This window comes from Pseudomonas sp. SA233 (assembly GCF_054792385.1).
This window is the reverse complement of record NZ_CP096449.1, coordinates 5,247,096-5,266,943: the sequence shown is the minus strand read 5'-3', so window position 1 is coordinate 5,266,943 and position 19,848 is coordinate 5,247,096. Positions and strand designations below refer to the sequence as shown.

The 19,848-nt window shown below is 62.6% G+C and carries 18 protein-coding genes and 1 riboswitch; of the genes, 8 read left to right on the top strand and 10 right to left on the bottom strand.

What is annotated here, in order from left to right; all coding sequences use genetic code 11:
• Window positions 1–140: 140 nt before the first annotated feature.
• Entirely contained in the window at window positions 141–758 is a 618-nt protein-coding gene (gene trhA / locus M1D87_RS24160; protein WP_013974522.1) for a PAQR family membrane homeostasis protein TrhA, read from the top strand.
• Here trhA and M1D87_RS24155 read toward each other — a convergent pair whose 3' ends face one another.
• Both M1D87_RS24155 and M1D87_RS24150 read right to left on the bottom strand, forming a co-directional pair.
• Window positions 759–1,478: a 16S rRNA (uracil(1498)-N(3))-methyltransferase gene (locus M1D87_RS24155; protein ID WP_013974521.1), complete on the bottom strand. Its 720-nt coding sequence runs from the start codon at window positions 1,476–1,478 to the stop codon at window positions 759–761.
• A 129-nt stretch (window positions 1,479–1,607) separates the two neighbouring features.
• Window positions 1,608–3,014: an adenosylmethionine--8-amino-7-oxononanoate transaminase gene (locus tag M1D87_RS24150; protein ID WP_123084784.1), complete on the bottom strand. Its 1,407-nt coding sequence runs from the start codon at window positions 3,012–3,014 to the stop codon at window positions 1,608–1,610.
• Window positions 3,015–3,279: 265 nt separating this feature from the next.
• Here M1D87_RS24150 and M1D87_RS24145 point away from each other — a divergent pair, with 265 nt between their 5' ends.
• The 3 genes from M1D87_RS24145 to M1D87_RS24135 all read left to right on the top strand — a co-directional run bounded on the left by M1D87_RS24145 (window position 3,280) and on the right by M1D87_RS24135 (window position 6,518).
• On the top strand, window positions 3,280–5,139 hold the full coding sequence (locus tag M1D87_RS24145) for a flavin monoamine oxidase family protein (protein WP_123084783.1): 1,860 nt from the start codon (window positions 3,280–3,282) through the stop codon (window positions 5,137–5,139).
• A 214-nt stretch (window positions 5,140–5,353) separates the two neighbouring features.
• The gene (locus M1D87_RS24140) at window positions 5,354–5,905 is read left to right on the top strand and encodes a cytochrome b (RefSeq protein WP_123084782.1); all 552 of its coding nucleotides are present in this window, start codon (window positions 5,354–5,356) and stop codon (window positions 5,903–5,905) included.
• Between the two features lie 34 nt (window positions 5,906–5,939).
• Window positions 5,940–6,518 (top strand): YceI family protein, encoded by a 579-nt coding sequence (locus M1D87_RS24135; RefSeq protein ID WP_013974517.1) that lies wholly within the window; start codon window positions 5,940–5,942, stop codon window positions 6,516–6,518.
• Window positions 6,519–6,658: 140 nt separating this feature from the next.
• Here the strand turns inward: M1D87_RS24135 and M1D87_RS24130 are convergent, their stop codons facing one another.
• From M1D87_RS24130 to ahcY, 5 genes are all read right to left on the bottom strand, one after another.
• Window positions 6,659–8,545 (bottom strand): DEAD/DEAH box helicase, encoded by a 1,887-nt coding sequence (locus tag M1D87_RS24130; protein ID WP_024087836.1) that lies wholly within the window; start codon window positions 8,543–8,545, stop codon window positions 6,659–6,661.
• Window positions 8,546–8,764: 219 nt separating this feature from the next.
• Window positions 8,765–9,553, bottom strand: coding sequence for a substrate-binding periplasmic protein (locus M1D87_RS24125; protein WP_039612481.1), 789 nt, complete (start codon window positions 9,551–9,553; stop codon window positions 8,765–8,767).
• A gap of 166 nt (window positions 9,554–9,719) precedes the next feature.
• On the bottom strand, window positions 9,720–10,790 hold the full coding sequence (locus M1D87_RS24120) for a hypothetical protein (protein ID WP_039612480.1): 1,071 nt from the start codon (window positions 10,788–10,790) through the stop codon (window positions 9,720–9,722).
• A 92-nt stretch (window positions 10,791–10,882) separates the two neighbouring features.
• Window positions 10,883–11,728 (bottom strand): methylenetetrahydrofolate reductase [NAD(P)H], encoded by an 846-nt coding sequence (gene metF, locus M1D87_RS24115; RefSeq protein ID WP_039612479.1) that lies wholly within the window; start codon window positions 11,726–11,728, stop codon window positions 10,883–10,885.
• 166 nt (window positions 11,729–11,894) lie between these two features.
• The gene (gene ahcY, locus M1D87_RS24110; RefSeq protein ID WP_013974512.1) at window positions 11,895–13,304 is read right to left on the bottom strand and encodes an adenosylhomocysteinase; all 1,410 of its coding nucleotides are present in this window, start codon (window positions 13,302–13,304) and stop codon (window positions 11,895–11,897) included.
• Window positions 13,305–13,324: 20 nt separating this feature from the next.
• Window positions 13,325–13,421: riboswitch (S-adenosyl-L-homocysteine riboswitch) on the bottom strand.
• A gap of 178 nt (window positions 13,422–13,599) precedes the next feature.
• Here ahcY and M1D87_RS24105 point away from each other — a divergent pair.
• On the top strand, window positions 13,600–14,001 hold the full coding sequence (locus tag M1D87_RS24105) for an acyl-CoA thioesterase (protein WP_003257757.1): 402 nt from the start codon (window positions 13,600–13,602) through the stop codon (window positions 13,999–14,001).
• A gap of 119 nt (window positions 14,002–14,120) precedes the next feature.
• Here M1D87_RS24105 and M1D87_RS24100 read toward each other — a convergent pair whose 3' ends face one another.
• Window positions 14,121–15,356 (bottom strand): cation:proton antiporter, encoded by a 1,236-nt coding sequence (locus M1D87_RS24100; protein ID WP_003257756.1) that lies wholly within the window; start codon window positions 15,354–15,356, stop codon window positions 14,121–14,123.
• 142 nt (window positions 15,357–15,498) lie between these two features.
• Window positions 15,499–16,314, bottom strand: a complete 816-nt coding sequence (locus M1D87_RS24095; protein ID WP_421091505.1) for a DUF3800 domain-containing protein — start codon at window positions 16,312–16,314, stop codon at window positions 15,499–15,501.
• Window positions 16,315–16,668: 354 nt separating this feature from the next.
• Between M1D87_RS24095 and M1D87_RS24090 the strand changes: the two genes are divergently transcribed.
• Window positions 16,669–17,502: an EamA family transporter gene (locus M1D87_RS24090; RefSeq protein WP_123084780.1), complete on the top strand. Its 834-nt coding sequence runs from the start codon at window positions 16,669–16,671 to the stop codon at window positions 17,500–17,502.
• 28 nt (window positions 17,503–17,530) lie between these two features.
• Window positions 17,531–17,917, top strand: coding sequence for an MAPEG family protein (locus M1D87_RS24085; protein WP_123084779.1), 387 nt, complete (start codon window positions 17,531–17,533; stop codon window positions 17,915–17,917).
• 111 nt (window positions 17,918–18,028) lie between these two features.
• Here the strand turns inward: M1D87_RS24085 and mltA are convergent, their stop codons facing one another.
• Entirely contained in the window at window positions 18,029–19,180 is a 1,152-nt protein-coding gene (gene mltA, locus M1D87_RS24080; RefSeq protein WP_039612478.1) for a murein transglycosylase A, read from the bottom strand.
• A gap of 119 nt (window positions 19,181–19,299) precedes the next feature.
• Here mltA and M1D87_RS24075 point away from each other — a divergent pair, with 119 nt between their 5' ends.
• Window positions 19,300–19,746 carry a c-type cytochrome gene (locus tag M1D87_RS24075; RefSeq protein ID WP_123084778.1) on the top strand — a complete coding sequence of 149 codons (447 nt, stop codon included), beginning with the start codon at window positions 19,300–19,302 and terminating at the stop codon, window positions 19,744–19,746.
• Window positions 19,747–19,848: the final 102 nt, after the last annotated feature.

Sequence of the window (19,848 nt, the reverse complement as noted above, 5' to 3'; positions counted from 1 at the left end):
TCTTCGCGGGTAAACCCGCTCCCACAGGTAGTGCGCCACCCTCTGGTATCGTGGGATCCCTGTGGGAGCGGGTTTACCCGCGAAGAGGCCGGAACAGAAGGGCGCAGGAACCCAGCCCACCTCAGGAGGTCTGTGTTTGCATGTACTACGGTGAACGCTTCAACGCCTGGACCCACCTGGTCGGTGCCGTCCTGGCCTGTATCGGTGCCATCTGGCTGATCGTGGTCGCGGGCCTGCAGGGTGACCCGTGGAAGATCGTCAGTTTCTCCATCTACGGCAGCACATTGCTGTTGCTGTACAGCATTTCTACCCTGTACCACAGCACTCGCGGGCGGGCGAAGGTGATCATGCGCAAGCTCGATCACCTGTCGATATACCTGCTGATCGCCGGCAGCTACACGCCGTTCTGCCTGGTCAGCCTGCGCGGGCCCTGGGGCTGGAGCCTGTTCGGGGTTGTCTGGGGGCTGGCGGTGATCGGCATGTTGCAGGAGATCAAGCCACGTTCCGAAGCGCGCATCCTGTCGATCATCATCTATGCGGTGATGGGCTGGATCGTGCTGGTGGCTGTCAAGCCATTGCTGCACTCGCTCGGCAGCGCCGGCTTTGCCTGGCTGGCTGCCGGCGGGGTGTTCTACACCGTCGGCATCATCTTCTTCGCCTTCGACAGCCGCTTCCGCCACTGGCATGGCATCTGGCACCTGTTCGTGATCGCCGGTAGCCTCATGCACTTCGTGGCGGTGTCGTTCTACGTGCGATAGTTAAAAGTCGCCCCACAGTTGCTGTGCCACCGACAGTGCAACCACTGGTGCGGTTTCGGTGCGCAGCACGCGTGGGCCGAGGCGTGCGGCGTGGAAACCGGCAGCCTTGGCCTGCTCGACCTCCGCTTCGCTCAGGCCGCCTTCGGGGCCGATCAGAAAGGCCAGGGTGGCCGGCTTGGCATGGCTGGTGAGCGGTTCGGCCACCGGGTGCAGGACCAGTTTCAGGTCGGCATTGGCACTGTTCAGCCACTCGGCCAGGGTCACTGGCGGGTGGATGACCGGCAAGGTCGAGCGGCCGCATTGTTCGCAGGCGCTGATCGCCACCTGGCGCCAGTGGGCCAGGCGCTTGTCGGCGCGCTCGTCCTTCAGCCGCACTTCGCAGCGTTCGCTGACGATCGGGGTGATTTCGTTGGCGCCCAGCTCGGTGGCTTTCTGGATCGCCCAGTCCATGCGCTCGCCACGGGACAGGCCTTGGCCGAGGTGCACGTGCAGTGGTGAATCGGCCTGGCCGGCGAGGGCCTGGTCGAGGCTGACGCGCACGGTTTTCTTGCCAACTTCGAGCAACTGGCCGCGGTATTCCTGGCCGCTGCCGTCGAACAGCTGCACGGCGTCGCCGGGGGCCATGCGTAGTACGCGGCCGATGTAGTGGGCCTGGGCTTCGGGCAGGTCATGCTCGCCAAGGCTCAGGGGGGCGTCGATGAAAAAGCGGGACAGTCTCATGGTTGAGCTCAAGCTAAAGGGAGAAGGTGGTCCCTGTGGGAGCGGGTTCACCCGCGAATGCGGCGGTAACTCCACTATTGCATTCGCGGGTGAACCCGCTCCCACAGAGTACGCGGCGGGCTTCCGGGCTTAGCCCGGGTCGCGGAAGTCGGGGTGGAAGTTGGCCGGTACGGCCACGCTGACGCTATCGCGGGTGGCAATGTCGATGCCTTCGCTGGCCACTTCTGCCAGGAAGTCGATCTGATCTGGCGTAATCACATACGGCGGCAGGAAGTACACCACGCTGCCCAGCGGGCGCAGCAGGGCGCCACGCGTCAGGGCATGCTCGAACACTTTCAGGCCACGACGCTCTTGCCATGGGTAGGCGACCTTGCCGGCCTTGTCCTGGACCATTTCGATGGCCAGGGCCATGCCGGTCTGGCGAATCTCGGCCACATGCGTGTGGTCGGCCAAGTGCGCGGTGGCGTTGGCCATGCGGGTGGCCAATGCCTTGTTGGCCTCGATCACGTTGTCCTGCTCGAAGATGTCCAGGGTCGCCAGCGCCGCGGCGCAGGCCAGCGGGTTGCCGGTATAGCTGTGCGAGTGGAGGAACGCGCGCAGGGTCGGGTAGTCATCGTAGAACGCCTGGTACACCTTGTCGGTGGTCAGGCAGGCGGCCAGCGGCAGGTACCCGCCGGTCAGGGCCTTGGACAGGCACAGGAAGTCCGGGCGAATGCCGGCCTGTTCACAGGCGAACATGGTGCCGGTGCGGCCGAAGCCCACGGCGATTTCGTCGTGGATCAGGTGCACGTCGTAGCGGTCGCAGGCCTCGCGCAGCAGCTTGAGGTACACCGGGTGGTACATGCGCATGCCGCCGGCACCCTGGATAAGCGGTTCGACGATCACCGCGCTGATCGAGGCGTGGTGCTCGGCCAGGGTCTGTTCCATGGCCTGGAACATGGTGCGTGAGTGCTCTTCCCAGCTCGTGCCTTCGGGGCGCAGGTAGCAGTCGGGGCTGGGCACCTTGAGGGTGTCGAGCAGCAGCGCCTTGTAGGTTTCGGTGAACAGCGGCACATCGCCGACCGACATGGCGGCGATGGTTTCGCCGTGGTAGCTGTTGGTCAGGGTGACGAAGCGCTTCTTGCCCGGCTTGCCGACGTTCTGCCAGTAGTGGAAGCTCATCTTCAGCGCCACTTCGATACACGACGAACCGTTGTCGGCATAGAACACCCGGTCGAGGCCGGCCGGGGTCATGGCTACAAGGCGCTCGGACAGCTCGATCACCGGCTGGTGGCTGAAACCGGCCAGGATCACGTGCTCCAGCTGGTCGACCTGGTCCTTGATGCGCTGGTTGATACGCGGGTTGGCGTGGCCAAAGACGTTGACCCACCAGCTGCTCACTGCATCGAGGTAGCGCTTGCCTTCGAAGTCTTCCAGCCACACGCCTTCGCCGCGCCTGATCGGGATCAGCGGCAGCTGCTCGTGGTCTTTCATCTGGGTACAGGGGTGCCACAGTACCTTGAGGTCGCGTTGCATCCACTGATCATTGAGGCCCATGGGCACTTCTCCTGGCTTTGCGGCTTGGTTCGACCGCGTAAGCCTAAGCAATGCGGCAGGGCAGGACAACCGCCGCTGTTCATCGGGTTGCCAGCTACGCTTGCTACCGCGTGGAAACGCTGCAGGCAAAAATGTCAGTGGCGAAAAGGACTTGATGTCACTGCGCTGGCAGGGTCGGTAGACCTGACGTATTCTTAACGCATCTCTCCCGGGGCATTCCTGCCTCTCCACGTTTCTGTAACCCCCTGACTCGGAGTTCGCCGACATGGCTGCTGCTTGGGTGCGCCTGTGCGCGTTGGTATTGATTGGTGTGTCCAGCGGCGCCGCGCTGGCAAAGGACAAGACACCTTCGGCGATCGTCGTGGGTGGCGGCCTGGCGGGCCTGACGGCCGCCTACGAGCTGCAGAACAAAGGCTGGCAGGTGACGCTGCTGGAAGCCAAGCCGGGCATGGGCGGGCGCTCGGGCCTGGCTACCAGCGAGTGGATCGGCAACGCCAAGGCGCAGCCGGTGCTCAACCAGTACCTCGACCGTTTCAAACTTGAAACACTGCCGGCACCGGAGTTCGTGCGTACCCCCGGTTACCTGATTGACGGCGAGTATTTCAGTGCCACCGACCTGGCTACCAAGCAGCCGGCCACCGCCGAGGCGCTCAAGCGTTACGAGAAAACCCTCGATGACCTGGCCCGTTCGATCGAAGACCCGCTGAACCCGCAAGCCAACAGCACGCTGTTCGCCCTCGACCAGATCAACGTCTCCACCTGGCTGGACAAGCTGCAGCTGCCGACCACCGCCCGCCAGCTGGTCAACCAGCAGATCCGTACCCGCTACGATGAGCCATCGCGCCTGTCGCTGCTGTATTTTGCCCAGCAGAACCGCGTGTATCGCGGCGTCAGCGACCGTGACCTGCGTGCCGCGCGCCTGCCCGGTGGCAGCCCGGTGCTGGCCCAAGCGTTCGTCAAGCAACTGAAGACTATCAAGACCAGTTCGCCCGTGACCTCCATCGTCCAGGACAAGGACGGTGTCACGGTCAAGGTCGGCAGCGTCGGCTACCAGGCGGATTACCTGGTCATGGCCGTGCCCCTGCGCGCCCTGGCCAAGATCCAGATGACTCCGGGCCTGGACAGCCAGCACCTGGCGGCGTTGAAGGGTACCAACTATGGCTGGCGCGACCAGCTGATGCTCAAGTTCAAAAAGCCGGTGTGGGAAAGCCGGGCGCGCATGTCGGGCGAAATCTTCAGTAACGCAGGTTTGGGCATGCTGTGGATCGAACCCGCGCTCAAGGGTGGCGCCAACGTGGTGATCAACCTGTCGGGCGACAACGCCCGCCTGCTGCAAGCGTTCGGCGACAAGCAGATGGTCGATCAGGTGCTGATCCGCCTGCATGCGTTCTACCCACAGGCCCGTGGCTCGTTCACCGGTTACGAGGTCAAGCGCTACAGCACCGACGCCGGTACCGGCGGCGCCTACCTGGCCTATGGCCCGGGCCAGATCAGCAAGTACTGGCGCCTGTGGGAGCGCCCGGTGCAGCGCATCACCTTTGCCGGTGAGCATACCGACGCCCTCTACCCAGGCACCCTGGAAGGCGCCCTGCGCAGTGGCCAGCGCGCGGCCAGCCAGGTGCAGGACCTGCTGGCCGGCAAGTCGTTCGACCCGGCCAAGGCGGCACCAGTGGCGGCGGCAGCAGCTGCAGGCGCCGTGGCGGCCAAGGAGAGCAAGGGCGGGTTCTTCTCCAACATGTTCGGTGGTTCTTCCGACAAGGGCGACAAGGCTGACAAGGCCCCGGTCAAGGCCGAGCCGAAGCCGGTCGATGAGGCCAAGCAGGATAAGCCGGGCTTCTTCAAGCGCCTGTTTGGCGGGGCGGACAAGCCTGAGGTGAAGGCCGAGCCGATTGCCAAGGCCGAGGAAGTGGCGCCTGCGCCAGCCCCGCAAGCAGCGCCGGCCCCGGTTGCGCCAGCGCCTGTGGTCAAGGAAGCAGCGGCCAAGCCTGCTGCGACCAAGGCTGCATCTGGCAAGCATGCACCGGCGCACAAACCGACCCACAAGTCTGCCGAGACCAAGAAAGCGACTGCCAAGTCCGAACCGGCCAAGAAAGCTGTAGCCAATACCCAAGCCAAGGCCGGTTGATTTATTGACAGTGCCGGCCCTTTCGCGGGTGAACCCTCTCCCACAGGGCCGGCACTGGCAACCGCTGATTACCCAACTATCGTTAATGTTTCCTTAATGGGAAGCTTACAGAATACATATCGTATTTATCGATAATCCAAAGCAGTTTTTTACGCTTTTATTCGATGCGTTACGCGTTAGTCTGTGCACAGCTTTCACGGGGAAACACGTCAACATGCAACTGCGCAATTCACCTTCTCGCTACGGCGTGGTCAGCATCGTCCTGCACTGGGGCGTGGCTCTGGCAGTCTTCGGCCTGTTCGGCCTGGGCCTGTGGATGGTCGGCCTCGACTACTACAGCCCTTGGCGCAAGGCCGGCCCGGACCTGCACAAAAGCATTGGCCTGGTGCTGCTGGCGGTGATGCTGCTGCGGGTGCTCTGGCGCTTCATCAGCCCGCCACCACCGGCACCAGCCAGCCACGGCGCATTCACCCGCCTGGCAGCCAAGTTGGGCCACCTGGCCCTGTACGTTGGGTTGTTCGCGGTAATGATCGCCGGTTACCTGATTTCCACCGCCGACGGTGTCGGCATTCCGGTGTTTGGCCTGTTCGAAGTGCCGGCACTGGTCAGCGACCTGCCCGACCAGGCAGACCTGGCAGGCGTGATCCATCTCTGGCTGGCCTGGGGCTTGGTGATTTTTGCCGTGCTGCATGGCTTGGCAGCGCTCAAGCACCATTTCATCGACCGTGACGCGACCCTGACCCGCATGCTGGGCCGCAAAGCTTGACTCTCAACCTCAATTGCAAAGGAAGGAAGTAAGGATGTTGAAAAAGACTTTTGCCGCTCTGGCGCTCGGTACCGCTCTGCTCTCCGCCGGCCAGGCCATGGCTGCCGAGTACAAGATCGACAAGGAAGGCCAGCACGCGTTCGTTGACTGGAAGATCAGCCACCTGGGCTACAGCTTCATTCACGGTACCTTCAAGGACTTCGACGGCAACTTCACCTGGGACAGTGCAAAGCCTGAAGCCAGCAAGATCAACGTCGACCTGAAAACCGCCAGCCTGTGGTCGAACCACGCCGAGCGTGACAAGCACATTGCCAGCGCCGACTTCCTCGACGTGAAGAAGTACCCCGAAGCCAAGTTCGTCTCCACCAGCGTCAAGCCGACTGGCGACAAGACTGCTGACGTGACTGGCGACCTGACCATGCACGGTGTGACCAAGCCGGTCACCTTCAAGGCCACTTTCAACGGTGAAGGCAAGGATCCATGGGGCGGCGAGCGCGCTGGTTTCAACGCTACCACCACGCTGAACCTGAACGACTTCGGCATCAAGGGCCCGGGCGCTACCTCGCAGACCCTGGACCTGGATATCAGTGTTGAAGGTGTGAAGCAGAAGTAATTCTTACCTGCTGAAAACTGAGGGGGCCGCTTTGCGGCCCTATCGCGACACAAGGCCGCTCCTACAGGGATTTACGTAACCCTGTAGGAGCGGGCTTGTGTCGCGATAGGGCTGCGAAGCAGCCCCCCCCGGTGCTTCTGTCAGCCCTTGCGGGTCAACAGCGCCGGGCGCTCACCGCGCGGGCGGCTCGGCAGGTCATCCAGCTGCTCTGGCGTCGGGTAACGGTCGAGCTTGGACTCCTTGCGGATGATCACTGGCTGTTTTTCCGGCTGGCGCGGGTTGCGCACGGCCGGCTCTTGCCGTGCAGCATCGTCACGGGCCGGGCGACCACGGCCGCCACCATCACGACGGGCGCCGCCACCATTATTGGCGCGGGCCGGACGTTTCTCGCCGCCACCGCTGCTGCGCGGCTGGCCGCTATTGCGACCCTGGCCGCCGGCGTTGCTGCGCTGGCCATTACCCTGGCCCTGACCTTGGCCGGCATTGGCCCCCGGGCGGCGATTGCGGCCCTGGTTCTTGCCCTGGTACGGGCTGACATAGTCGGCACGGTTGCCGAAGTTGTCGATATCGTCATCCAGGAACTCTTCAGGATCACGGTCGACAGGCACTTTCGGCGCACTGCTGTTGCTGGCCTGCTGTTGCTGCTGACGTGGCTTCTTGTCACGCGGCTTGCGTTGCTGCTGTTGCTTGTCGCCGCTCTTTTCCTTGTCGGCCGGCTTGTCCGCAGCCTGTTGCTTGGCCTTGCCTTTATCCTTGCCCTTGTCCTTGCGGCCGCCGTTGGCGTCTTTGCCGCCGTCGCCGCGGGCCTGCTGGTTACGGCCACCACGGCCATTGTTCTGCTGGCGTTCGCGTACTTCAGGCTTTTCGGCTTCAACCTGGCTGGCGTCGAAACCCATCAGGTCGCCGTCAGGAATCTTCTGCTTGGTTACCCGCTCGATGCTCTTGAGCAGTTTCTCTTCATCCGGCGCGACCATGGAAATGGCCTCGCCCGAACGCCCGGCACGGCCGGTACGGCCGATACGGTGGACGTAGTCTTCCTCTACGTTCGGCAGCTCGAAGTTGACCACGTGCGGCAGCTGGTCGATGTCCAGGCCACGGGCGGCGATGTCGGTGGCGACCAGTACGCGCACGCTGTTGGCCTTGAAGTCGGCCAAGGCCTTGGTGCGGGCGTTCTGGCTCTTGTTGCCATGAATTGCGGCGGCGGTCAGGCCGTGCTTTTCCAGGTACTCGGCCAGGCGGTTGGCGCCGTGCTTGGTGCGGGTGAACACCAGTACCTGTTCCCAGGCACCCTGAGTGATCAGGTGCGCCAGCAGCGCGCGCTTGTGGCTGGCGGGCAGGCGGTAGACGCGCTGCTCGATACGCTCGACGGTAGTGTTCGGCGGGGTGACCTCGATACGCTCCGGGTTGTGCAGGAGCTTGTCGGCGAGGTCGGTGATGTCCTTGGAGAACGTGGCCGAGAACAACAGGTTCTGGCGCTTGGCCGGCAGGCGAGCGAGGACCTTCTTGACGTCATGGATGAAGCCCATGTCGAGCATGCGGTCGGCTTCGTCCAGCACCAGGATTTCCACGTGGGCCAGGTCAACCTTGCCTTGGCCGGCCAGGTCGAGCAGGCGGCCCGGGCAGGCGACCAGCACGTCCACACCCTTGGCAATGGCCTGGATCTGCGGGTTCATGCCGACGCCGCCGAAAATGCAGGCGCTGACCAGTGGCAGGTCACGGGCATAGACCTTGAAGCTGTCATGCACCTGGGCTGCCAGTTCGCGGGTCGGGGTCAGGACCAGCACGCGAGGTTGGCGCGGGCCATGGCGCTGCGACTTGTCGGGGTGGCCGGCCGGGAACAGGCGCTCGAGGATCGGCAGGGCGAAACCGCCGGTTTTACCAGTACCTGTCTGTGCGGCGACCATCAGGTCGCGGCCTTGCAACACGGCGGGAATCGCCCGCTGTTGCACGGGGGTCGGCTGGGTATAGCCCGCAGCCTCGATAGCGCGGACAAGAGCCTCGGAGAGACCGAGGGAAGCAAAGGACATGGGCAATCCTGTTCTCGTGTGGGCTGGGCCCGTTTGGGATGTTCTGCCTGGCGCGACGGGCATCGGTGGGATGCGATCGCGTCCGGTCCAGCTGGGCTTTCACTGCACATCCGGGTAGCAGAGGGTGGACGCGAAAGTGCGTCGATGCCGATCGGGATGCCTGTTGCGAGGCCGAGCGTCCGGGCGTGAGCCGGGCGGGAAGGCCCGAGTATAACAGAGCTATCGCGCTGTGCTGCTTTCCTGCTGCTCAACGGCGTTGAGAATGTTTCCGATGTCGCCTGTGTAGCGGTTGTTGATTGCTGCATAGGCCGGTTCCAGCTTGAAGCGCCGTAGTTCCACGGCGAAGGCCTGGGCCAGTGCTTCCCGGCCCGGCTTGCGCGCCAGCCCCAGGTACTGGGCCTGGCGGCTGATCACCAGGGGCAGCTCCTCGACCTGCTGTTGGAGGCCCAGATGCCGCAGCTGGTAATGGCCGACCTTGCGGTCGGTGATTGCCAGGTCGATGCGGCCCAGCATCAGCTTGCCGAAGTTGGCTTCATGGGTAGGTGCAGCTTCGCGCCGGAAATGTACAGCCTCGTTGAAAGCGGCACCGTAGGCGTAGCCGGGTGAGGTGCCGACGGTGAGGCCGGCAAGGTCATCGAGAGTCTTGACGGCATGGCGTCGAGTGCGGGCCTGGAACAGGACGAACTCTACTTCCGACATGGGCTCGGGGGCGTACACCAGGTAGTGCTGGCGCGACTCGTTCTGGAAGATATCCATGATGCCGTCGGCCAAGCCCTGCTCGATCATTGCCAGGCAGCGCTTCCACGGCAGGAACTCCCACTCCACCTCGACGCCAAGGCGTTCGAACACCCGTGTGGTGACTTCGTAGTCGATGCCGCGCGGTTGGCCGTCGTGCTGGTACGCATAAGGTGCCCAGTCGTCGGTCACCAGGCGCAGGCGCTCGCCCAGGGCCAGCGGGCTCAGGCAGGCGAGCAACAGGATCCAGAACAGTCGGGCGATGTGTGGCATGCCCGGAGATTACGCGCTCGGCCTGTTCAAGGCCAGTGAGGATGATGTTCTCCTGTGCCGGCCTCTTCGCGGGTAAACCCGCTCCCACAAGTACATCGCGAGCCTGCAAGCCAGCAGAGATCCTGTGGGAGCGGGTTTACCCGCGAAGAGGCCGGCACAGGTTCACTCAAGTGTGGGATGACCTCAGCAGGTGCGCCTCGATATCCTTGCGCCGCTCGCCCAGCGACAGGCGCAACCCCGGGTGGCGCAGGCACTGGCGCAGTTGCTCGGGCTCCACGTGGCCATGGCGGGCGTTGAGGTTTTCCAGGGCCTTGTCCCACCAGGCCGGCGCGCAGGCGCGGTCGAACTCATTGGGGTAGGGGTAGCAGCCATAAAGCAGCTCGCGGGCGAACTGGCGCTCGTGGCTGGGCAGGGTCATGCTCAGTGCCTTGTAACCCAGGCGTTGCAGGGCCGGCGGCCGTGGCAGCTGGTCATTGACCAGGGACACGTCGGCCAGCGCCGCCTGGCTCAGCGGGTCGTGGCCGTGCTTGCGCAGCCAGGCCTGAATCTTGGCGCGGAACTGCGCCTTGCGGCTCCAGTAGTGGTGGATGACATCTGTGCATTCGGCCAATTCCAGCGTGCGGTAGGCCGCCACCGCCAGGCAGAACTCCTCGAGGGTATACGCTTCGCGAGCCAGGGGGTGGAACTCGTCCATCATGGCGATGGAGCGGTCCAGGGTTCCGGCGTCTTCGACGGTGAGGCCGATCACCCCCGAATTGACCAGTGGCATCTGGCAATCAGCCAGGCCTCTGGACTCGAGGATGGCCAGCAGGTTCTTGTACAGCAGGCACTTCTGGTTGCTGCCGTAGCGCGCACCGATGGCATTGCACAGCAGGCGGCCAGGGGCTACCCGAGCGAACAGCTCCAGCGGCGACTTGCGGAAGAAGGTGTCGGTGTCGATCAGCACTGCCAGCGGGTGTTGCTGCAGCACCTGGCGCAACAGCACATGCTTGCTGCGAAAGTGATAACCGTGAGGCGCGTTCCATGCCTGGCGTGTGGCTTCGTCCAACAGGTGCACGGTGACCGGCAGACCGGCATAGGGCTGCGGGTTGTCGGTGTAAACCTGAATGTCCATGGCTTCGCCCGTGCCCAGATGGGCGAGGGCGCTGATGATGCTGAAGCAGGCTTCCTGATGGTAGGTTGCCGGGCCAAAAGCCAGGTAGACGAGCTGGGGACGCAATGGCTGAGGGGGCTGCATGGCAGGCAAGACCTGTTTAACTGGAAAATGAATAAGGCTTTAGTCTATGACCAAAGCCTTAATCAAATCTTAAACAGATTTTGCAAAAAATTTCAGCGCGGCAGCTGCAGATTGTTCCAGATCGCCAGGCTCGGCTCGGCCTGGTTCAAGGTGTAAAAGTGCAGGCCCGGTGCGCCGCCTTGCAGCAGCTGTTCGCACATGCGGGTGATCACTTCCTCGCCGAATGCCTGGATGCTGGCGGTGTCGTCGGCATAGGCTTCCAGCTGTTTGCGGATCCAGCGAGGAATCTCGGCGCCACAGGCATCGGAGAAGCGCGCCAGCTTGCTGTAGTTGGTGATCGGCATGATGCCGGGTACCACCGGGATGTCCACGCCCAGCTTCTGCGCGCGCTCGACGAAGTAGAAGTAGCTGTCGGCGTTGAAGAAGTACTGGGTGATGGCGCTGTCGGCACCGGCCTTGACCTTGTGCACGAAGTTGGCCAGGTCAGCCTCGAAGTTGCGGGCCTGGGGGTGCATCTCCGGGTAGGCGGCCACTTCCAGGTGGAAGTGATCGGCAGTTTCCTGGCGAATGAATTCGACCAGGTCGCTGGCGTAGCGCAGTTCGCCACTGGCCATGCCCATACCCGATGGCAGGTCGCCACGCAGGGCGACGATGCGCTTGATGCCTGCAGCCTTGTATTCGGCCAGCAGGGCACGCAGTTCGGCCTTGGTGTCGCCTACGCACGACAGGTGCGGCGCGGCAGGTATCTTCACTTCGCTTTCCAGCTGCAGCACGGTGTTCAGCGTGCGGTCGCGGGTCGAGCCACCGGCACCGTAGGTGCAGGAGAAGAAGTCCGGGTTGTAGGCGGCCAGCTGGCGGGCGACGCCCATCAGCTTTTCGTGACCGGCATCGGTCTTGGTCGGGAAGAACTCGAAACTGTAACGGCGTTCCTGGGACATCGGGCGTTCCTCTGGCAGCAAGCTTCAAGCGGCAGGCTGCAAGTAAAAGCCAGATCGGTTATGGCCGGCCTGGCTTGGGCATCGTTCAAGATCCGTGATGCTTGAGCTGCAAGCGGCAACGGCATGGTCTGCCTTTGATTGCCGCTTGAAGCTTCAAGCTGGCCGCTTAGTAGCGGTATGCGTGTGGCTTGAACGGGCCTTCGACGGTCACACCGATGTAGTCGGCCTGCTGCTTGGTCAGCTGGGTGACCACGCCACCGAAGCCGCGGACCATTTCCAGGGCCACTTCTTCGTCGAGCTTCTTCGGCAGTACTTCGACAGTCAGGCGCTCGGCTTTCTTTTCGGGCGACAGGTCGGCGAACTTCTGCTCGAACAGGAAGATCTGCGCCAGTACCTGGTTGGCGAACGAACCGTCCATGATGCGGCTTGGGTGGCCAGTGGCGTTACCCAGGTTTACCAGGCGGCCTTCGGCCAGCAGGATCAGGTAGTCGTCGTTCTGCGGGTCGAAGCTGCCAGCGCCGGTGCGGTGGATCTTGTGCACCTGCGGCTTGACCTCTTCCCAGGCCCAGTTCTTGCGCATGAAGGCGGTGTCGATCTCGTTGTCGAAGTGGCCGATATTGCACACCACGGCACGCTTCTTCAGCGCCTTGAGCATGTTGGCGTCGCAGACGTTGACGTTACCGGTGGTGGTCACGATCAGGTCGATCTTGCCCAGCAGGGCCTTGTCGATGCTGGCTTCGGTACCGTTGTTGATACCGTCGATGAACGGCGAAACCACTTCGAAACCGTCCATGCAGGCCTGCATGGCGCAGATCGGGTCGACTTCGGTGACCTTGACGATCATGCCTTCCTGGCGCAGGGACTGGGCCGAGCCCTTGCCCACGTCACCGTAGCCGATCACCAGGGCCTGCTTGCCCGACAGCAGGTGGTCGGTACCACGCTTGATGGCGTCGTTCAGGCTGTGACGGCAGCCGTATTTGTTGTCGTTCTTGCTCTTGGTAACCGAGTCGTTGACGTTGATCGCCGGGACTTTCAGCTCGCCCTTGGCCAGCATGTCCAGCAGGCGGTGCACGCCGGTGGTGGTCTCTTCGGTCACACCGTGCACGCGCTCCAGCACTTGCGGGTATTTCTTGTGCAGCAGCTCGGTCAGGTCGCCACCGTCGTCAAGGACCATGTTGGCGTCCCATGGCTGGCCATCCTTGAGGATGGTCTGCTCCAGGCACCACTCGTACTCTTGCTCGGTTTCACCTTTCCAGGCGAACACAGGGATACCGGCGGCGGCGATGGACGCGGCGGCCTGGTCCTGGGTGGAGAAGATGTTGCAGGACGACCAGCGCACTTCGGCGCCCAGGGCAACCAGGGTTTCGATCAGCACGGCGGTCTGGATGGTCATGTGGATGCAGCCCAGGATCTTCGCACCCTTGAGCGGTTGCTCGGCCAGGTACTTGCGACGCAGGCCCATCAGTGCAGGCATTTCCGATTCGGCGATGATGGTTTCGCGACGACCCCAGGCGGCCAGGGAGATGTCGGCGACTTTGTAATCGGTAAAACCAGCAGGCATGTTTGCAGCGCTCATGAGAGCCTCCATTCGTAGTGTGCGAATGGGCGCCGTTGTGCGTTAAGCGCCCGCGAGAGCGAGCAACGCCCCATCCGAGCCTGACAGGCCTAGCCTGCTGCAGCGCCCCTCGGACGGGTGGCGGGCATGGCGCCGCTGAGGGCGGCCATGTGAAGCGGCGGAGATTATAGCCGCGCCCGCCGGCTTGCCCAAGGTTTTCTGTCGATTAATCGCGACGATAGTCGATGTTCAATGGAGCGACAGCGGCCGCTCTGCCATCATTGCTACACGTTAGCCAGGCAGGTCAGGAGTACAGATGAACTTTCATACCCGCAAGTGGGTTAAACCCGAAGACCTCAACCCAAACGGCACTTTGTTCGGTGGCAGCCTGTTGCGCTGGATCGACGAAGAGGCGGCGATCTACGCCATCGTCCAGTTGGGCAACCAGCGTGTGGTGACCAAGTACATATCGGAAATCAACTTCGTCAGTGCCTCGCGTCAGGGCGACATCATCGAGCTGGGCATCACTGCCACCGAGTTCGGCCGTACCTCGATCACCCTCAAGTGCGAAGTGCGCAACAAGATCACCCGCAAGGCCATCCTCACGGTCGACAAGATGGTTTTCGTCAACCTTGGCGAGGATGGGTTGCCGGCGGCGCATGGGCGGACCGAGATCAAGTACATCCAGGACCAGTTCCCGGACAGTGCAGTCGAATAGATCTCGGTTGTCGGTGCCGGCCTCTTCGCGGGTAAACCCGCTCCCACAGGTTTTTCACCGTCCGAAAGGTAGCGCAGATCCTGTGGCGGGTTTACCCGCGAAGAGGCCGGCACAATTTCTCAAGGCTGAGCGCTGACTTTGCGCACCACCCGCCCGATGCTCAACCCCTGCACCAGGATCGACGACAGCACCACGATGTAGGTGATCGACAGCAGCAGGTCACGTTCTTCGCCCAGTGGCAGCGACAGTGCCAGGGCAACCGACACCCCACCGCGCAAGCCACCCCAGGTCAGCACCCGTACCGTGCCCTTGGGCACCGGGCGCCAGCGCCGCAGCAGCACGATCGCCGGGGCCACGGTCAGCAACCTCGACAGTAGCACCGCCAGCGCCAGCACGCCGCCGGCTACCATGTGCATCCAGTTGAAAGGCAGCAGCAACAGCTCCAGGCCGATCAACGCGAACAGCAAGGCGTTGAGCATGTCGTCGATCAGCTCCCAGAAGCCGTCCATGTAGCGACGGGTCATGTCGTTCATCGCCAGGTTGCGCCCCAGGTTGCCGATTATCAGCCCGGCCACCACCATGGCGATCGGCGCCGAAACGTGCAGTTCGTAGCACATTGCCGAGCCGCCGATGACCAGCGCCAGGGTCAGCATCACTTCCACCTGGTATTGCTCGACGCTCTTGATCATGCGGTAGGTGGCATAGCCGATCAGGCCGCCGAACAGCACCCCGCCGATGGCCTCGCGGGCGAACAGGAGCGCCGTGTCGGTCATGCTCGGCGTCTCGCCCAACTGGATGATGCCCAGCAACACGGTAAACACCACTACCGCGGTGCCGTCATTGAACAGCGACTCGCCGACGATGGTGGTTTTCAGTGGTTTGGAGGCGTTGGCGGTACGTAGCGCGCCAAGCACGGCGATCGGGTCGGTGGGCGAGATCAGCGCACCGAACAGCAGGCAGTAGATCAGCGGCACTTGCCAGCCGAACAGGGCGAACACCCAGTGCGACAGGTAGCCGATGACGACGGTGGCAATCAGTACGCCGACGGTGGCCAGCAGGCCGATGGGCCAGCGGTAGCTGCGCAGGTCGGAGAGGTTCACGTGCAAGGCGCCGGCGAACAGCAAAAACGCCAGCATCCAGTGCATCAGCAGGTCATTGAAGTCGATCTGGTTCATCAGACCTTCGACGCGAGCTTCCAGGCCAGGGAAGCCGATCAGGCTCAAGCCCTGCAGCATCAGGGAAAACAGCAGCGCCGTGACCATCACACCGATGGCAGGGGGCAGGCCGATGAAACGGTAATTTACATAGGTAAGGAGGGTGGTGAGGCAGATAAACGCGGCAACTAGTTCAAGCATCCCGAATCCTGTAACAGTGGCTTCCAAGTCGTAACCCGAATGGCTCGGGCAGTTCTTTGATGACCTGGCGCGGGGTTCGGGACACACTATTTGACTGTGCAGGTAGACCGCGTTTCTGTTGTGAGGTTTCCATCGGGTTTCATCATGCTTCGGTTCTTGCTGTCGAGCACTCATGGCTTTCTGGCTCGACGGGCTGGTGCTGCAAGCCGGAGCCCGGTAGGGCGACCTCGGCGATTCGTGTCGAGAAGTACCTGTCGAAAGGCTCCCAGTCGGGATATTCCTCGGGCGAGACAGCCATTGCCATCAAACGACCTACAAGGCCGCAGATCCAGTCTGCGCATTGCAGGGTCTGGAAGAGGTGGCTTTCGCCCTGCAGCGGCGGCCCTATCAGGCTCCGACATTTTTCTGCGGGATCCTCGAACATTGCCAGGGTGCAGGCTTCTACATTTTGCTCACGCCACTCGTTGCCAGCACGCTGCTCATCCAGCAGGAGCATGAAGGTTGAGCGGGACTGCGTGCAGTAACGATCGATCGTTCGCACCGCATGCAGCAGTTGGCGTCTGAATGTCTTGGTCGCGTCGTGCTGCCTGGCCGGGCCGGTCTTATGTTCACCCGCATAAATGACATACCCACCAATCTTTCTGATGTGGTTGAGCAGGCGAAACGTTGCCTGTCTCAACGATCGATATTGTGTGACGTTACGTGTCGTGAATAACTTTGAGCCCTTCTTTTCCCATTGATAGGGAGGGAGGCTTCTGGGGTTTTCATGGTTTATATCCCAGGCAAGTAACTGGCATTTCAGCTGATAGAAGAAGATGGCGAACTCCCGTACTTCTTCTGCAGGTAGTAGCACCCCACCCAGCCCGAACACTGGACTGGTCTTGAACTGGGTATGAGTGCGCGAGATGTATTGCCCGACATGGCCGAATTCGTCGAGGTAGGCCACATAATGCGTCATGATTTCTGGGTGTCCTTGGCCCAGAAACACGAAAGCCCGCATGCTTGCGCATCGCGGGCCTCGGAAGGTAGGCACGGGTAACCCCATGCGTTACGGCGATCCTAATCCTGCAAAGCCTGAAGCGTCAATCGCGTTTCGTAAGCGAGTGTGTTTCCGTTTGGGTGGCCGCCTTGAGGTATCACGCGTTTCCATGCGGCACAGCGAGCGCTGAGTGTATTGCGTTTTGGGGTAAGCCCCGGCTTGCAAGGCGTATTGAAACTTCCATAGAGTTTGTAGTCTTTTTCCTTAGTCGTACCTTTTACCCAATGTATAGTGCTGCAAACGAATCTGACTCGAAGGCAAGGACGATTTCGCGTGCTGGCAACTTCCCTGGTGTTGGTCGCTGCCCTGCTGCATGCGACGTGGAATACCCTGATCAAATTCAGCGGCGAGCGCCTGCTGGTGATCGCCAGCATGGATACGGTGGCGTTGGCTTTCGCGGTGCTGGCGGTGCCCTTCGTCGAGGTACCGCCGACTAACATCTGGCCCTGGCTGCTGGCTTCGGCGCTGGCCGAGCAGTTGTACCGCTTCCTGTTGATCCAGGCCTACCGCGTGGGCGACCTGGGGCTGGTCTATCCTCTGATGCGCGGGCTGTCGCCGTTGGTGGTGCTGGGGCTGACCCTGGCCTTTGCCGGCGAATCGCTGAGCCAGCAGCAGATCATCGGCATCCTGCTGATCCCCTGTGGCATGGCCTGCCTGTTGTGGCAGGGCGGTGGCGGTGACCGGCTGCCCTGGTCGATGCTGCCGGTGGTTGTCCTGATTGGCCTGTGTATTGGTTGCTACACCTGGTTCGACGGCCAGGCCGTGCGCTTGTGGGGCAAGCCTTGGGATTACCTGGTATGGCTGACCTTGCTCAGTGCCTGGCCCTTCCCGTTGCTGGCCAGCGTGGCCCGACGTGCGCCATTCATCTTGTTCTGGCGCCTTCAGTGGCGCCTGGGGCTGGCGGTGGGGCTGTGTGTACTGCTCAGTTACGCGCTGGTGCTGTGGGCCATGCACCTGGGGTCGGTGGCCGAAGCGGCGGCGTTGCGCGAGTTGAGTGTGATTCTGGTGGTGCTGCTGGGCATGCGCTACCTGAAAGAACCTTTTGGCGGGCCGAGACTCCTAGCTTGCGGGCTGGTGTTGGCCGGCATGCTGGTAATGAAGCTTTGACCCGAAGACTGAACAAGGAGTCCTGTCCATGACTGTTGCCCTGTGGTGCATCCTGATCGCGCTGCTCTTGCCGCCACTGTGCGCATTGATCGCCAAGGCCGGTAGTGGCCGCTTCCGACTGCGCGACAACCACGACCCGCGTGCGTTCCTGGATACCCTGTCCGGGCTGCCGCGGCGCGCGCATGCTGCCCAGCAGAACAGTTTCGAGTCCTTCCCGGCATTTGCCGCGGCGGTGCTGGTGGCGGATATTGTCGGCAATGCCGAGCAGGTGACCCAGGATGTGCTGGGGGTGATGTACATCACCAGCCGGCTGCTGTACATCATCTGTTACCTGGCCGACTGGGCCATGCTGCGATCGCTGGTGTGGTTTGCCGGAATGGCGATGATCGTGGCGTTCTTCGTGGTTTCCATCTGAAACCGGGTTGCCTTCTTCGCGGGCTTGCCCGCTCCCACAGGTACATCACAGCCCTCGAATCCTGTGGTGTACCTGTGGGAGCGGGCTCGCCCGCGAAGAATCCACCGCCGATCAAGGTACTTTCGGCACCTCGGGCAGCGGCTTGCCCTTAGGCCACAGCATCCAGATCTGCCCCTGCTGCTTCATGTTCCCGGCCAGTTCTCCAGCTTCCGGCCCAGTGCCCCAGAACAGGTCGGCGCGCACCTCGCCAGTAATTGCCCCGCCGGTATCCTGGGCCCCCACCGGGCGTACCACCGGCGTACCGTCCGGGCGAGTGGTGGACAACCACAGCAAGCTGCCCAGCGGAATCACCTTGCGGTCGATGGCCACGCTGTAGCCAGCGGTCAGCGGTACGTTCAACGAACCGCGTGGCCCTTCGTTGCTATCCGGGCGGGTGCTGAAGAACACGTAGCTGGGGTTGCTGGCGAGCAGTTCCGGCACCCGTTGTGGGTTGGCCTGGGCCCAGGCATGAATGGCGCCCATGCTCACTTCTTCCTTCTTCAACTGGCCCTGTTCCACCAGCCAGCGCCCGATCGGCCGATAGGGGTGGCCGTTCTGGTCGGCGTAACCCAGGCGCAGCTGGCGCCCGTCCTCCAGTTGTACCCGGCCGGAACCCTGAATCTGCAGAAACTGCAGGTCCATCGGGTCGGTCAGCCAGGCCAGCACCGGCGCCTTGACGCCGTCACGGTTGATCACCTCGGCGGTGTCGTAGGGCTTGAGCACCCGGCCATCGAGGCGACCGCGCAGGCGCTTGCCCTTGAGTTCGGGGTACACGCTGGCCAGGTCGACCACGATCATGTCGTCGGGGATGCCGTAGACCGCCACGTGGTTGGTTGCCGATTGGCTCAGGCTGCCAGGGTAGACCGGTTCGTAGTAACCGGTGATCAGGCCGTTGGCGTTATTCTCGGCCGAACGCAGGCCGTATACCTGCAGGTTCTGTTGCAGGAAGGCACGCACCTGCAAGGCATTGTCGGGCACGCTGGCGGCTGCTTCGCAGGTGCTGGCCCAGACGGTGTCGCGCTTTAGCTTTTCACAGCCGTTGCGCCAGGCCTGGAAGCCAGCCACCAGGTCGCTGTCGTTGACGGCAGGCAGGTCCTGCCATGTGGCATTGGCGTAGGTGGCGATGGCATGGGGCTCGGGTTTGGCGCTTTCGCCACCGTTGCAGCCGGCCAGCAGGGCCAGCGCCGGGAGTGTCCAGGCCAGATGGCGCAGGGCAGATTTCATGAGTACGTTCCTGTCATGGGTGAACACGGATATTCGCCCCTGTTTTTTATGTGGCTATTGGTCTTTCGCCGCTGGGCAGCGATACTGGCCGCCCATTTGCGTAGGCCGAAGTGACCGTGATGTTGAAGCGATTGACCGTTGTTCTGCTGGCAGCACTGGCCCTGGGTGGTTGTGACCGGGTTGACCCGAACTCCCCGCTGGGCAAGCGCAAGGTGATCTTCAAGGACATGCTCAAGACCAGCGAAGACCTGGGCGGCATGTTGCGTGGGCGGTTGCCGTTCGACGGGGTGAAGTTTGCCGACGGTGCGCTGAAGCTGGACAACCTTTCGCACCAGCCCTGGCAGCACTTCCCACAGGCGCGTGATGGTGGCGACAGTAGTGCGCGTGCTGAGGTATGGGAGCGGCAGACGCGCTTCCATGACCTGGCCCGCCAGCTGGAAGGCGTCACTGGCGAATTGGTCGATGTCACCCGCGGCCAGCCGCTGGACGCTGCGCAGTTGAAGGCGCCGATGGACAACGTCGAAGCGGCTTGCAAGGCCTGTCATACGGAATTCCGCAATCATTGATGGACTGCATTGCCCTGTGTAGGAGCGGCCTTGTGTCGCGATAGGGCTGCGCAGCGGCCCCAGGATTTCAGCTGATGCACAAATCGCCGGGGCCGCTTTGCG

What these genes read in the sequence shown, in the direction of transcription:
- M1D87_RS24125 (WP_039612481.1), bottom strand. Translation starts at nt 9,553, where the DNA reads ATGCCACACATCGCCCGACTGTTCTGGATCCTGTTGCTCGCCTGCCTG.
- M1D87_RS24130 (WP_024087836.1), bottom strand. Translation starts at nt 8,545, where the DNA reads ATGTCCTTTGCTTCCCTCGGTCTCTCCGAGGCTCTTGTCCGCGCTATC.
- mltA (WP_039612478.1), bottom strand. Translation starts at nt 19,180, where the DNA reads ATGAAATCTGCCCTGCGCCATCTGGCCTGGACACTCCCGGCGCTGGCC.
- M1D87_RS24150 (WP_123084784.1), bottom strand. Translation starts at nt 3,014, where the DNA reads ATGGGCCTCAATGATCAGTGGATGCAACGCGACCTCAAGGTACTGTGG.
- M1D87_RS24085 (WP_123084779.1), top strand. Translation starts at nt 17,531, where the DNA reads ATGACTGTTGCCCTGTGGTGCATCCTGATCGCGCTGCTCTTGCCGCCA.
- M1D87_RS24100 (WP_003257756.1), bottom strand. Translation starts at nt 15,356, where the DNA reads ATGCTTGAACTAGTTGCCGCGTTTATCTGCCTCACCACCCTCCTTACC.
- ahcY (WP_013974512.1), bottom strand. Translation starts at nt 13,304, where the DNA reads ATGAGCGCTGCAAACATGCCTGCTGGTTTTACCGATTACAAAGTCGCC.
- trhA (WP_013974522.1), top strand. Translation starts at nt 141, where the DNA reads ATGTACTACGGTGAACGCTTCAACGCCTGGACCCACCTGGTCGGTGCC.
- M1D87_RS24120 (WP_039612480.1), bottom strand. Translation starts at nt 10,790, where the DNA reads ATGCAGCCCCCTCAGCCATTGCGTCCCCAGCTCGTCTACCTGGCTTTT.
- M1D87_RS24140 (WP_123084782.1), top strand. Translation starts at nt 5,354, where the DNA reads ATGCAACTGCGCAATTCACCTTCTCGCTACGGCGTGGTCAGCATCGTC.
- metF (WP_039612479.1), bottom strand. Translation starts at nt 11,728, where the DNA reads ATGTCCCAGGAACGCCGTTACAGTTTCGAGTTCTTCCCGACCAAGACC.
- M1D87_RS24105 (WP_003257757.1), top strand. Translation starts at nt 13,600, where the DNA reads ATGAACTTTCATACCCGCAAGTGGGTTAAACCCGAAGACCTCAACCCA.
- M1D87_RS24135 (WP_013974517.1), top strand. Translation starts at nt 5,940, where the DNA reads ATGTTGAAAAAGACTTTTGCCGCTCTGGCGCTCGGTACCGCTCTGCTC.
- M1D87_RS24145 (WP_123084783.1), top strand. Translation starts at nt 3,280, where the DNA reads ATGGCTGCTGCTTGGGTGCGCCTGTGCGCGTTGGTATTGATTGGTGTG.
- M1D87_RS24075 (WP_123084778.1), top strand. Translation starts at nt 19,300, where the DNA reads ATGTTGAAGCGATTGACCGTTGTTCTGCTGGCAGCACTGGCCCTGGGT.
- M1D87_RS24155 (WP_013974521.1), bottom strand. Translation starts at nt 1,478, where the DNA reads ATGAGACTGTCCCGCTTTTTCATCGACGCCCCCCTGAGCCTTGGCGAG.
- M1D87_RS24095 (WP_421091505.1), bottom strand. Translation starts at nt 16,314, where the DNA reads ATGACGCATTATGTGGCCTACCTCGACGAATTCGGCCATGTCGGGCAA.